General features: G+C 47.3%; 15 protein-coding genes and 1 tRNA gene. 10 read left to right on the forward strand and 6 right to left on the reverse strand.

Going from position 1 to position 12,520, the window contains the following annotated elements:
* Positions 1-230 precede the first annotated feature (230 nt).
* On the reverse strand, positions 231-728 hold the full coding sequence (locus ACQY2W_RS04880) for a type IV pilin protein (RefSeq protein ID WP_428049946.1): 498 nt from the start codon (positions 726-728) through the stop codon (positions 231-233).
* Between the two features lie 91 nt (positions 729-819).
* On the opposite strand from ACQY2W_RS04880, the gene ACQY2W_RS04885 reads away from it, so the two are divergent.
* Genes ACQY2W_RS04885 through ACQY2W_RS04905 form a run of 5 tightly spaced genes read left to right on the forward strand, consistent with a single transcriptional unit; the run spans position 820 to position 4,576 of the window.
* Positions 820-1,110 (forward strand): hypothetical protein, encoded by a 291-nt coding sequence (locus tag ACQY2W_RS04885; protein ID WP_428049948.1) that lies wholly within the window; start codon positions 820-822, stop codon positions 1,108-1,110.
* A gap of 2 nt (positions 1,111-1,112) precedes the next feature.
* Positions 1,113-2,360, forward strand: a complete 1,248-nt coding sequence (locus tag ACQY2W_RS04890; RefSeq protein WP_428049950.1) for a replication-associated recombination protein A — start codon at positions 1,113-1,115, stop codon at positions 2,358-2,360.
* Entirely contained in the window at positions 2,361-3,566 is a 1,206-nt protein-coding gene (xseA, locus tag ACQY2W_RS04895; protein ID WP_428049952.1) for an exodeoxyribonuclease VII large subunit, read from the forward strand.
* A gap of 7 nt (positions 3,567-3,573) precedes the next feature.
* A complete protein-coding gene (xseB, locus tag ACQY2W_RS04900; protein ID WP_428049954.1) occupies positions 3,574-3,822 on the forward strand; it encodes an exodeoxyribonuclease VII small subunit in 249 nt (82 codons plus the stop codon).
* A complete protein-coding gene (locus ACQY2W_RS04905; RefSeq protein ID WP_428049956.1) occupies positions 3,812-4,576 on the forward strand; it encodes a TlyA family RNA methyltransferase in 765 nt (254 codons plus the stop codon). The genes xseB and ACQY2W_RS04905 overlap by 11 nt, the downstream gene beginning before the upstream one ends.
* On the opposite strand, the gene ACQY2W_RS04910 is transcribed toward ACQY2W_RS04905, so the two are convergent.
* The gene (locus ACQY2W_RS04910) at positions 4,573-5,328 is read right to left on the reverse strand and encodes a type IV pilin protein (protein WP_428049958.1); all 756 of its coding nucleotides are present in this window, start codon (positions 5,326-5,328) and stop codon (positions 4,573-4,575) included. The two genes, ACQY2W_RS04905 and ACQY2W_RS04910, sit on opposite strands and share 4 nt — an antisense overlap.
* 227 nt (positions 5,329-5,555) lie before the next feature.
* On the opposite strand from ACQY2W_RS04910, the gene ACQY2W_RS04915 reads away from it, so the two are divergent.
* The 3 genes from ACQY2W_RS04915 (at position 5,556) to ACQY2W_RS04925 (ending at position 8,316) form a co-directional block, all read left to right on the forward strand.
* The gene (locus tag ACQY2W_RS04915) at positions 5,556-6,368 is read left to right on the forward strand and encodes a prohibitin family protein (protein WP_428049960.1); all 813 of its coding nucleotides are present in this window, start codon (positions 5,556-5,558) and stop codon (positions 6,366-6,368) included.
* Positions 6,369-6,434: 66 nt separating this feature from the next.
* The gene (locus ACQY2W_RS04920; protein ID WP_428049962.1) at positions 6,435-7,565 is read left to right on the forward strand and encodes a tetratricopeptide repeat protein; all 1,131 of its coding nucleotides are present in this window, start codon (positions 6,435-6,437) and stop codon (positions 7,563-7,565) included.
* Positions 7,566-7,767: 202 nt separating this feature from the next.
* A complete protein-coding gene (locus tag ACQY2W_RS04925) occupies positions 7,768-8,316 on the forward strand; it encodes a type IV pilin protein (RefSeq protein ID WP_428049964.1) in 549 nt (182 codons plus the stop codon).
* 7 nt (positions 8,317-8,323) lie between these two features.
* Here ACQY2W_RS04925 and coaD read toward each other — a convergent pair whose 3' ends face one another.
* The gene (coaD, locus tag ACQY2W_RS04930; protein WP_428049966.1) at positions 8,324-8,800 is read right to left on the reverse strand and encodes a pantetheine-phosphate adenylyltransferase; all 477 of its coding nucleotides are present in this window, start codon (positions 8,798-8,800) and stop codon (positions 8,324-8,326) included.
* A gap of 53 nt (positions 8,801-8,853) precedes the next feature.
* Here coaD and ACQY2W_RS04935 point away from each other — a divergent pair, with 53 nt between their 5' ends.
* Positions 8,854-9,975 (forward strand): deoxyguanosinetriphosphate triphosphohydrolase family protein, encoded by a 1,122-nt coding sequence (locus tag ACQY2W_RS04935; RefSeq protein WP_428049968.1) that lies wholly within the window; start codon positions 8,854-8,856, stop codon positions 9,973-9,975.
* Positions 9,976-10,030: 55 nt separating this feature from the next.
* On the opposite strand, the gene ACQY2W_RS04940 is transcribed toward ACQY2W_RS04935, so the two are convergent.
* From ACQY2W_RS04940 to ACQY2W_RS04950, 3 genes are all read right to left on the reverse strand, one after another.
* Positions 10,031-10,660 carry a hypothetical protein gene (locus ACQY2W_RS04940; RefSeq protein WP_428049970.1) on the reverse strand — a complete coding sequence of 210 codons (630 nt, stop codon included), beginning with the start codon at positions 10,658-10,660 and terminating at the stop codon, positions 10,031-10,033.
* A gap of 145 nt (positions 10,661-10,805) precedes the next feature.
* Positions 10,806-10,879, reverse strand: a tRNA-Gly gene (locus ACQY2W_RS04945).
* 57 nt (positions 10,880-10,936) lie between these two features.
* Positions 10,937-11,884: a hypothetical protein gene (locus ACQY2W_RS04950; protein WP_428049972.1), complete on the reverse strand. Its 948-nt coding sequence runs from the start codon at positions 11,882-11,884 to the stop codon at positions 10,937-10,939.
* Between the two features lie 78 nt (positions 11,885-11,962).
* On the opposite strand from ACQY2W_RS04950, the gene ACQY2W_RS04955 reads away from it, so the two are divergent.
* Positions 11,963-12,352 carry an acyl-CoA thioesterase gene (locus ACQY2W_RS04955; protein WP_428049974.1) on the forward strand — a complete coding sequence of 130 codons (390 nt, stop codon included), beginning with the start codon at positions 11,963-11,965 and terminating at the stop codon, positions 12,350-12,352.
* Positions 12,353-12,520: the final 168 nt, after the last annotated feature.

The following is a 12,520-nucleotide window of genomic DNA, read 5'->3' on the forward strand; positions in this document are numbered from 1 at the left end:
GCAACGCAAACTGCTTTGCGTTGCGTCGGGAATCGAAAGCCGGAGCCTTATGCGAGTTTGAGTTCTTGCAAAGCAAGAACGAAAGGCGAGCATGGCGAGGCGGGGCCGCGAGCGCCGAGGGTCAACGAGGCGACTTGTGGCCGATGTCCACCCGCACCGATTTTGGAAAAATCGGGCGATTCACAACACCAAGGGCGCCGGTGTTGCGTCAAAACACATTATTTCCCCGCTTAAAATTCATACATATCCATTACCCGTTCCCCGCCCCCATAGGAAAAAGATTTTTCCGTTTTGTTTGTCATGCTTTTGCACAATTTATTTCCCTTTTCCCATGTTCGCGTGGCACCGCAATAAGTAGCCGAAGGATACAGTATAAAATAACCAAACCGCACATTATCAGACGGAGTAAAATAACACAATATATTATCTGCACGGTCATCCATGTCCGCGGACAAATCACACCGGTAATCTTTATAATATTTTGATCTTTCATCCCCCGTCCCGGGCAAATCAACACTCAGCTCATCAAACCGCAGAGGATAGCGTCCGTTTGCCAAATAATAAGCAACAGCCGCTTTATGAATAGCGTCCCCAAAAGCCCTTAATTGTGTAAATCGGCTTTTAAGCACCGCATTTTGATATTGCGGCAACGCTACTGCCGCCAAAATACCGATGATAAGCACAACGACTAACAGTTCAATAAGCGTAAACGCTTGTTTGTTTTTCATACAACCTCCTTTTTATCATTAAATAAAATGTAGCAAAAAAAAAAACGATGTCAAGTCAAAAATCATTTACAAAAAAAGCTACAATACCTATATGCCAAAACGTGATTTAGTACAAGTAGAAATTAAAAATATACCGCTGGACGTAGAGCCGGAGGGATTGGGTGTAGTGGAATTGACCGACCTTGCCGGACAAGTGGAAACGTACATGCGCCAGTTAGACGAAATTGACACATTAAAACAAGCGTTAATGGCGGCGCTCCACTTTGCCGCGCAAGCGTACGCACAAACCCAAAACGAAGGCGGTAAACGCCAAGAAGAAACCTCGCGCGTGAGCGACTTAATTTTAAAATTAAAAAGTGCGTTAGACTCGCCGCAAAAATAAATATGGAAGAAGAAACCACCGTTCCGCTGGCCGCGCGCCAAGCACCTAAAAAACTGGAAGACTTCGCCGGGCAACCGCATTTACTCGGCGAGGGGAAAATGTTGCGCCGTCTGTTGGAAGCGGACATGATTAAATCGGCCGTTTTCTTTGGCCCGCCCGGTTGCGGCAAGACGGCCACGGCACGCTACATCGCCTCGCGCACGCAAGCATACACGGTGGAACTTAATGCGGCGGCCGCGGGTGTAGCGGACATTAAAAAAGTGTTAGCCGAAGCCAAAGACCGCGCACGCACGCCGACGTTTGACCAAAAACGCACGCTTGTTATTTTGGACGAAATCCACCATTTTAATAAAACCCAACAAGACGTTTTACTTCCGTCTGTGGAAAAGGGCGACATCATTTTAATCGGCATTACGACGGAAAACCCGTATTTTTATATTAACACCGCGCTTCTCTCGCGCTTTTCCGTGTTTGAATTTAAGGCCTTGGGCGATAAAGATTTACTTAAAATTTTAACGCGCGCCGCACAAGATGAACACGCGCAAATTGACGACGACGCCGCCGAATTTTTTATCACGCAAGCCAATGGCGACAGCCGCAAAATGCTAAACGCCGCCGAGCTGGCTTTCGTTACCACCCGGCCCGGCAAGGATAACATCAAACACATTGACCTCGCCACCGCCAAAGAGTGCATCCAACGCCGCCACCTAAATTACGATAAAAAAGGCGACGAGCACTACGATATTATTTCCGCTTTTATTAAATCTATGCGCGGCTCGGACCCGGACGCAACCGTCTATTGGCTGGCTCGCATGTTGGAAAGCGGCGAAGATCCGCGCTTTATCGCGCGCCGCATTTTAATTTGCGCGAGCGAAGATGTGGGGCTAGCCGAGCCCGCCGCTATTATGATTGCCCAAGCCGCCTTTTCAGCCGCCGAAGAACTGGGCATGCCCGAAGTGCGTATCCCCTTGGCTCACGCCGCCGTTTATGTGGCGTGTTGCCCCAAAAGCAACTCTGCCTATTTAGCCATAGACGGTGCTTTGCAAGAAGTACGCGAAGGCCGCTATCGCCCGGTGCCCGATCACTTGCGCTCCGGCGGCAAAAACCGCGGCTACAAATACGCGCACGATTTTCCCAATCACTACGTCAAACAACCGTACATGCCATATCCGAAAAAATTTTTTGAGCCGGGGAATTTGGGCAAAGAACCCGCACTTATTGAACGGCTTAAAAAAATTAAGGGGGAATAAATGGAGCAAGAAGCCCCTTTCCGCGGACAAGTTTTTACCGTTACCGCTATCACACTCGCCGTCAAGCAAATGCTGGAAGGCGTGTTTCGCGGTGTGTTTGTGGAAGGCGAAGTGAGCAACTTGCGCACCGCCGCCAGCGGGCACGTATATTTTGATTTGAAAGACCGCGAATCACTCCTTTCCGGCGTGATGTTTAAATGGGATGCCAAAAAATACGGCGACCAATTACAAGAAGGTATGCAAGTGCGCGTGGGCGGCGATTTTTCATGTTACGCCAAACAAGGCCGCTATCAGATTGTAGCCAAAAGCGCGGAACTTTTAACCAAAGGCAATTTGTTTTTAGAGTTTGAAAAACTAAAAAGAAAACTGGAGCAAGAGGGACTTTTCGCGCCGGAACACAAACAAGAAATCCCCGCTTATCCGCAACGTATTGCCGTTATCACTTCGCCCACCGGCGCGGCGGTGCGCGATATTTTATCCGTGCTAAAACGGCGCAGCCCACATTTGGAAATTTTAATTATTCCCACGCTCGTACAAGGCGACGAAGCCGCGCCGCAAATCGCCCAAGCGTTACAAGATGCCAACCGCTTTACCCCCAAACCGGACGTGATTTTGTTGGGCCGCGGCGGCGGCAGTTTGGAAGATTTATGGGCGTTTAACGAAGAAATCGTCGCGCGCGCTATTTTCAAAAGCAAAATCCCCGTCATTTCCTGCGTCGGTCACGAGGTTGATTTTACCATAGCCGATTTCGTAGCGGACTTGCGCGCACCCACACCGTCTGCCGCCGCGGAACTGGTCGTTAAAAATTCGCAAAACACGCACGAACATATTGCCGATTTACAAAAGCGTTTATTACAAGCCGTTAATTTATTTTACGAGCGCGCCAAACGCCGCTATGACCTGGCGGTTAATTCGCCCGTTTTCAAACGCCCGTCGGTACTTACGCAGGAAAAAGAGTTACAGTTGGATGATTTAACGGCGCGTTTGGAAACCGCTTACGCGCAAAAGACCGCGCAATTTCAAGCGCGTCTTGAACTGGCCGCGCAAAAATTACAAGCACTCGGCCCACAGGCGGTGTTAAAGCGCGGGTACAGCATTACGCGCAAACAAGACGGCACTGTCATCAGCCGCGTAGCTCAAACACAAAGCGGCGAAGAAATTTACGTGCAAGTGCAAGATGGTATGATTTACACGCACGTCAAGTGAGGTATTTATGGCAACAAAATTTAATTTTGAAAAACAACTCGCCCGCTTGGAAGAAATTGTGGCGAAATTAGAAGAAGAACAAACCGATTTAGACGCTTCCGTCAAACTGTTTGAAGAAGGCGTTGTGCTTTCCAAGGAACTGGCGCAAAAGTTGGAAACCGTTAAATTTAAGGTGGAAGAACTGAAAAAGAAAGGCACGGAAATGATGACGGAACCTTTCAACACCGAACTGGCGGAAAACGCAGATGGCGAATAAAAAATTACGTTTGGATATGGCTTTGGTGGAGCAAGGTTTTTTTGCTAGCCGCAACCGCGCGCAAGCGTCTATTATGGCGGGCGAAGTTTTGGTAAACGGCGAAGTGGATACCCGCGCCGACCGCACCATTTTGCCCGAAGATAAAATCTCACTGAAAGAAAAATCGTGTCCGTATGTGTCGCGCGGCGGATTAAAACTGGCAGGTGCACTTAACCATTGGAACATTTCCGTTAAAGATAAAATTTGCGTGGATATCGGCGTAGCCACAGGCGGATTTAGCGATTGCATGATTCAAGCCGGAGCCAAAGAAGTGTATGGGGTGGACGTGGGCAAAGGGCAACTGGCCGACGAAATGCGCCGTTACAAAAATTTCTATTTCAAACCCGAAACAAACGCGCGCTACATGACGGCCGATTTATTTGACACCGCGCCGGAGTTTGCCGCGGTGGACGTGTCTTTTATTTCGCTCACCCTAATTATGGAGCCGCTTTTTAAGGTAATGGCAGACAAAAGCGAAATCGTTTTTTTAATTAAACCGCAATTTGAACTTTCCCCCAAGCAAGTGCCGCACGGTATTGTAAAAACCGACGAGAACAGGCAACTGGCGATTTCGCGCGTGTGTGATTTTTTTGACAGTATTAAAGAAAAATACGGCGGTGAATCGGGCGAAGTGATTGAGTCCCCCATTAAAGGCACGCACGGCAACACCGAATTTTTGTGGCATGTAAAATTGGATAAGCGGACGGAAAATTAAGGTAACGTATAGTAACTTTCTCTCCCCGGTGAGGTGGATTTCAGCGTTCCCCGCATCATTTTTATGCAGTAATCTCCGTCAGATTTTGAAAAGGGGAACGAAGTGATAGACCCCTTGATTTCTTGGCACAAGATTTCATTTTCCGGCAAATTATACTCTTCTTCCAAGTACATAATAAAACCAGCCCCGGCATATGTACCGGAAATGCGGCCCATAGAAAGAGAAACAATATCATTTCCATTATAGCTTGTCTTGCGAAATTGCAAAGACCATTCCCCGTTAGAAATGCCTTGCCGGTAACCACTACCATAAAAAAAACTAACATTCCCCGTCCACGGAATATCCAAAGCAAGTTCATCAAACGAAGTAGCCCACTCGCCCGATGCTAAATAATGAGATTGCATGGCTTGCCCAACAGTTTTAAGCATAGTTAGCGCTTGCGTGGCTTTTGATTTTTCCACCGCTTTTTGATACTGCGGCAACGCCACCGCGGCCAAAATGCCGATGATAAGAACGACAACTAATAATTCAATTAAAGTAAAGCCGTTGTTGTAAAAAAAGACGTCATCCTGAACTGACTTAAGGATCTCACCTTGTTGTCGTTTTAGAAAGCGGTGAGATTCCAAATCATTGTCATCAGACCCCGGATAAAGACCTTCCGGGGCGCGGCCAAGCGGTAAAGGCCGCGGTTTGGAATGACATTTATTTTTATTTCCTTTTAAACAACCTTTTAAACATCTTTCCTTTTCCATACATATCCCTCCACATGGTTTAGGTATAGTCAAATTAAATCAAAAAAAAAAACGATGTCAAGGCCCTTGCCGGGGGCAGGCAGAAGGCCTAAAACCTCTTAAAGCATATGATGTTATCTTCTATAAAGTGGACTTCGTGTTAGTCTGCCACGCCCCGACGGAAAAACAATAAACAGAAATGATATAATTTATCTGTCAGTCAGCAACTATTTCAAAAAGGAGCTTTTATGCGTAACGTAAACCCTGTGCATATTCCGTCGTTGTGGTGGGTGTTCCCGCTCGCCATTATTCTGTTTATTGTGATTGCCGCGTTTGATTCGTATTTTACCGTATCGGCCGGCAACGTCGCCGTGAAATTGCGGTTTGGCAAACTCATCGGAGCTTACGGCGAAGGCATCCACTATAAAATGCCGTTTGTAGACAGCGTAGAAAAATTTTCCGTCCGCATTAAAAAAGATTCGTTTAATACGGAAGCGTTTTCTAAAGATTTGCAGACCGTCGGACTCACGTTGGCCGTCAACCACCGCATTTTGCCTAACACGGTAGAGTCCATTTACCGCAACTTGGGGCCGGAATATACCAACACCATTTTAAAACCCATGGTGGAAGAATGGACCAAAGCCGTCATCGCCAAATACTCCGCCGACAGCTTGATTTCCAACCGCGTGGAAGTAGCGCGCGAGTTAAACGAAATTTTAAAAGCTAAAATGGCAGAAAAAGAAGTGATCGTTTCCGACATCGCCATTACCAACTTTGAATTTTCCAAGCAATTCTTGCGCGCGGTAGAAGAAAAACAAATCGCCGAGCAAGAGGCCAAACGCGCTACCAACCTCGTGGAAAAAGTAAAAAAAGAGGCCGAACAAAAAATCTTGCAAGCCGAGGCCGAAGCCAAATCGTTACGTTTGCAACGCGAAGTGGTCTCAGACAACTTAATTAAACTGCGTCAAGTGGAAGCGCAACTCAAAGCCATTGATAAATGGGACGGCCGCATGCCGACGTATATGGCCGGCAACCAAATGCCGTTTGTGATGGTTAAATAAAATTGCCCGCAATTTTATTATAATGATAGGGAGCTATAATGCTCCCTATTTTTTACGAGTGGCCCTATGAAAAAATTTCTGTTACTGATTTTTTTTCTCGCGCTAGGCATTATGTTATACGGTGTTCTTTTTTACCAAACACCGCAAGAAAAACAATTTGCCACTATTTTATCCGCTGCCAAAGCCGGCAATTTGGAAGCCCAAGTGCAAGCCGGCTACGCTTACGCCGAGGGAAAAGGCGTCAAACAAGACGGCAAACAAGCTCTTTTTTGGTATCGCAAAGCCGCGTTGGAGGGCGACACGGAAGCGTTGTGGAAATGCGCCGAATCATACATCTACGGTAAAGGAACAACGCCGGATTTAGAAGAGGCGTCCGCTTTTTTACTTTTAGCCGCTAAACAAGGCAGCGTGTTGGCGCAAAAAGAAATCAGCCGTTTTTACGCCGAAGGATTGGGCGGGCTACCTAAGCACGCCGGGGAAAGTTTATATTGGCAATTTATTGCCGCCAAACTGGGCGACGCTACCGCTAAGCAAAATTTGATTTCCGCACAAAATAACCAACCCGAATTATACGAACAAGTCAGCCGGTTTTTAACCGATTTAAAACAAGCCCAAGAGGGCGACGGCCCGGCACGTTTGCGTGTGGGGCAAGCGTATTTGACGGGAGCCCCGGTTTTAAAAAACACGGAAGAAGCTGAACGGTGGCTGACGTTAGCGTGGCAAGAAAACCAACTTCCGCAAGCAGGACTTATTTTAGCGAAGAACTATCAGGCGGGAGGCGTGTTGCCCCCGGACGCCGCTAAAGCCACCGCGCTGTGGAACGAACTGGCCGCGCAAGCGTATCCGCCTGCACAATATGCCCTTGGTGAACAGGCGTATCAGCAAGATCCGCCGAATTATACAGATGCGTTTGCGTGGTTTTCCAACGCCGCCGCGGGTGGTCTTGCCGCCGGACAATACATGACCGGTTTTATGCTTATGCAAGGGCAGGGCACTCCCGTTTCCGTGCCGCTGGCGATTACTTTTTTCCGTAATGCGGCCGAGCAAAATTACGCAGCCGCGCAATACGTACTGGGGCAGATTTACTCAAAAGGGCTGGGCGTTCCCGCCGATAAACAAGCCGGCAGACAATGGCTTGAAAAAGCCGCCTCTAACGGCAACACCGCCGCGCAAGCATTACTGGACGAAATGAACTGATTTTTTCATACACCAAAACAACGGGCCTTTCCACAGGGCCCGTTGTTTTGTTTGCTCCTTACGCTTATAAAATACAACACCAAACACAAACAGCACTCCAAGGCCGTATGCCCGTGCGGCGAGCACCCCGGCGAGGGCCTTGACAAATCAAAAAAAAAAACGATAATAAAGGGACGGCAAAAAAACATAAGGAGCAAAAAACATGAAAAACAAACAAGCATTTACGCTTATTGAATTATTAGTCGTTGTACTTATCATCGGCATTTTAGCGGCGGTGGCGTTGCCGCAATATCAGAAAGCGGTGGAAAAATCAAAAGCCACACAAGCACTTACGCTCTTAAAATCACTTGGGCAAGCGTACGAGGCACATCACTTGGCTAGCGGCGAGTGGGCTCCTACTTTTGATGAACTGGCCGTTGATTTAACAAGTTGGACCGGAACAACAAAATTCCTGTCTCACGACGGTATGACTGATACAAAATCAAACGGCGATTGGTCTTTACAAATAGAAGGGGTTGCAACGGGATCTTCCGTCAACGACATCCGCATCCACCGCTTGAATGGTAAATACAAGGGCGCAGGTTTTGTGATTTATTTTTCCGGAAATAACCACAATATTGTTTGCAACGAACGACTAACAGGTTGCGGCGACTATTGTTTCAATTTAAATGCCGGAGATTATTGCGAGAAAATTATGCGCGGAACTTTATCAGGAGAATCTGGTACGTCCCGTACTTATACTTTGCCGTAATCGGAAACTACTTTAATTTTTCTTTTAGCACATCAACTACGCACGGCGGCACTAACGAGGAAATATCCGCGCCTTGGCGTGCCATTTCCTTTACCGAAGAAGAACTGATAGCGCGCAATTCTTCCCTCGCCGGGAAAAACACCGTTTCGGCTTGCGGATTTCGCACCTTATTAAAACGCGCCATTTGCATTTCCGGCTCTATATCCTCTACGCCGCGCAAACCGCGCACCAACACAGATACGCCGTTTCCACGCGCGTAATCGGCTGTAAAACCGCCCGCGGTTTCTACCGACACACCGGGAATATCCGCCGTAACTTGTCTCAACAAATTCACGCGCTTTTCTATACTCAGTAGCGGCGTTTTGGCCTCGTTTTTCATCACAAGTACCGTTAGCGCGCCAAAGGTTTTTGCCGCGCGCTGAATAATATCTAAATGTCCGTTTGTTACCGGGTCAAAACTGCCCGCATAGAGTGCTTTTACCATAAAATACTCGTGCCGTATGGCGGTAACTTCTCATATTATGGTATCATAATTTTATGATTAAAAACCCGTTTTCCGATGAAATTTATCTCAAGCGTACCCACCCGCACAAACCCGATTTGCGCGATGAGTACTTCCGCGACCAAACTAAAATTATCCACTCGTTGCCGTTTCGCCGTTTAAAACATAAAACGCAAGTGTTTTTCGCGCCGGATAACGACCATATCTGTACCCGCATTGAACACGTTTTGCACGTGGCGACTATCGCGGCGACGATTTGCCGCGGGCTTAACAAAAGCAAAAATTGGGACCTAAGCGAAGATATGGCGTATGCTATCGGACTCGGGCACGATATCGGGCACGCCCCTTTCGGGCACGAAGGCGAAAGGGCGATCAACGCGTGTATCGCACCGAAAAAATTTTTGCACGAAGTAAACAGCTACCGCGTAGTGGAACATTTGGCAAACTACGGCGAAGGTCTTAATTTAACATTTGCGGTCAAAGACGGCATCATCTGCCACTGCGGCGAAGATTACGCCAACAACCAACTCCGCCCCACCCGACAACCCAACGATTTGGAAAAAATTACCGGGCGCAACCAAATGCCCTCTACCTACGAGGGGTGCATTGTGCGTTTATCGGATAAAATTGCCTACTTGGGGCGCGACATTGAAGACGCTATCAAAGCCGACCTCATCACGCCCGACGATATCCCCCACCAAGTGCGCGAAGAATTGGGCGAAAAAAACGGCGAAATCATCAACACGCTCACGCTTGATTTAATTAACCACTCTAAAGACAAAGATTATATCGGCTTTTCGCAAGAAAAATTTGAACTCTTATCCCAACTGCGCCGCTTTAATTACGAGCGCATTTACGGCAACGAACAAATGCGCCAACGCAAAGAAACGATCTGCAAACGTATCGGCGATTTGTTTGAATATTTCCGTCATATTTTCAGCCGGTACAAATTTGATTATGCGGCGTATGAAAAAGAAGGCAAACAAACCGCACACAATTTTGCCAATTATATGCGTTCCATGCAACGCGTGTACGGGCAGGACGAAACCCAGCTGGACACCATCATTGCCGACTTTGTAGCCGGGATGACCGACTCCTACGCGCTAGACGTAATGGAAGACGTCATTTTGCCCAGCTCCATTAAGTTTTTACGGTAAATTTCAGCACAAAAAAGACCCGCTGTTTAAGCGGGTCTTTTTGCATGGGGAAAAACTATTTTGTAAACATATACGCCGCATTGTTTTCAAAGAAAGACACAATCTCTTGCAAGCCGTTGGCTTTGGCGGCATCGGCAACGGTCCGGCCGCTGTAATCGGATCCTTCTTGGCGGGCCAGTTTAATGCGCACGTTAGCGGTGTTAATCAGCGCCGCCCCTTTATTATTTACGGCATTGGCCGTACGGATCGCATTTTGCAAAGAGGACCCGCGGTATAATTCTTCAAACATTTCCGTTTTGCCGATATTGATTTGAAACATCAGCGGGGTTTCGCCCATGTGATTGCGTTGGTCGCGAAGTTGTTGGAAAGTGGTCAAATAATCTTCTTCATCCAGTTGGCGGATACCGGCGGCAATAGCCAACAGCGTTACTTTGTTTTTGGCGAGGTGGAAGCAATTATTCCCAAATTTATCTTGCGCTTTGAGTATCGCCAAATCTTTTACTTGGCTGATCAGTGCGGTGTCCCCTTTGGAAACGGCTTTTAAAAATTCATCGGCGGAAATTTTCTTTACCCCGTATTTTTCCACCATAGCTTGGCGGCGGCTACCCGTGGTAACTACCGACGGAGCCGCTTGCACGGAAACAACACACAACGCTAACAATAACACCCATAGAATCTTTTTCATAGTTTGCCTCCCTCTTACTTATATCTTACGGGTTTACGTATAATTTACGAGGGTATTTGGACCTAGAACAAACTATTTTTGGACCTAGACAAAAAATAGGTCCTCTTGGGTAAGAAAAAACCTCCGAACAAGTCGGAGGTTTAAATGGAGCGGGCGAAGAGAATCGAACTCTCGTCTCAACCTTGGCAAGGTCGCGTTCTACCATTGAACCACGCCCGCAAAAATCGCTTACTGGCTACCTAAAAATTATAACAAATTTACCGCACTTATACAACTTTATTTTTTCTTACTGCTTTTGCCTTTACCTTTTGCGGGGGTAGCCGTTTTGGGTTTAGCACTAGCAGCCGGCGCAGGCGAAACGGGCTTGGCCAGCAAGATCGTTGCATGCTGTTTTAAGTACGGGTTTTCTTTCACGGCGGTTATCACTCCGACGTTATCCCTCAACGCGGCCAAGCTGGGTGTTTGGTTGATAATTTGCGCCGCTTCTTGCGCGTGATTACGCCAATACTTGCCCGACTTACTGATGAGCAAGTAACTGGCAAACCGGCTGCCTAACACCGTACGAACCATTTGCGGACTGGCCAATACATTTTTAACCGTATCGCTTGCAAAAAATTCTTCCAACGCCTTTTGATCTTCCAAAAAAGCACGCAATAATTGCGGATCGTCTAACAACGGCTCCACATCCGGGCGGGTAATAAACGCCTGAATCATCACATCGTTAGACAGTAAATACGCTATGATTTCCGGGTCAGAGATATTAGAATCAAAGTTAGTAGTCAAGGCCCACGGTGCCGCCCCGATCACTTCGTAATTTTTATCGGTCAACGTTTTGAAGTTAAAACGGCTGATAATAGGAAGCGTGGAGCCCAAATTACTCACGGCGACGTTGCGGTCTTGCCCCTCGCGCACTTCCACATACGTTACGCCCGTGTACGGGTTAAATTCCGCCTCGTCAAGCACCAGTCCTTTGACTTGGTCGGGGTCTAAAGCGGCGGTTAAATTTTCGGCCCGGTGTTTGGACATCACCCAAAACAACAACGTGATAAAAAATAATACGATAACGGCACAACCGACGATCGTTTCCAATCCCATTTTGCGCGACGGAGTTTTAACGGGCGTTAATTTTTCGTCCGTGTCGGTATCCGGTTGCAAAGCAGCGTTTTGGGGCTTGCGGTATTTTTGCGGATTTCTAAGACGTTTAATAATTTCTTCGGTTTTCATAATAGGAAAATTTCCGTTCAATCAAGTATAATTTATTATATGAAATCTGCGTATGAATTGGTACGCACGGAGAGCATTATGAAAAAAACCATTTTTTACCACGATACCGATTGCGGCGGCGTTGTCTATTACGGCAACTATTTGAAATTTTTTGAAGAGGCCCGCACGCTCTACATGCAAGAACGCGGATACGCCGTATCCGATTTGATGAAAAAAGGTTTATACTTTGTAGTTGCAAGGCAGGAAGTTGATTATAAATATCCCGTGCGCTACGCAGATGTGATTGACGTGGAAACGAAAATTTTAGAAGTGTCCGACATTAAAATTATATTTGAAAACACGATTACAAACCAAGACGGCCGCCTTTGCACCAAAGGCAAAACAACGCTGGTATGTATTAACGCACAAGGCATGCCAACCCCGATGGGCACAGACGTAAAAAACGCCATGAGCCCGAACGTAAAATAAATCTTCTTTTGGTAACTTCTAAAACATCCGCTTTGCAAGCGGATGTTTTTTTGCGGATAAACAAAAGCACCGTCAATGAAAACCCACCTTACGGAGGCATCCGCACAAACGTCCCAAGAGGTCCGAGGCCGCTGTGCCCGTGCGGCGAGCACCCCGGCAAGGGGGTTG

It is taken from the genome of Candidatus Avelusimicrobium caledoniensis, from assembly GCF_902756455.1.
Classification (GTDB): Bacteria; Elusimicrobiota; Elusimicrobia; order Elusimicrobiales; family Elusimicrobiaceae; genus Avelusimicrobium; species Avelusimicrobium caledoniense.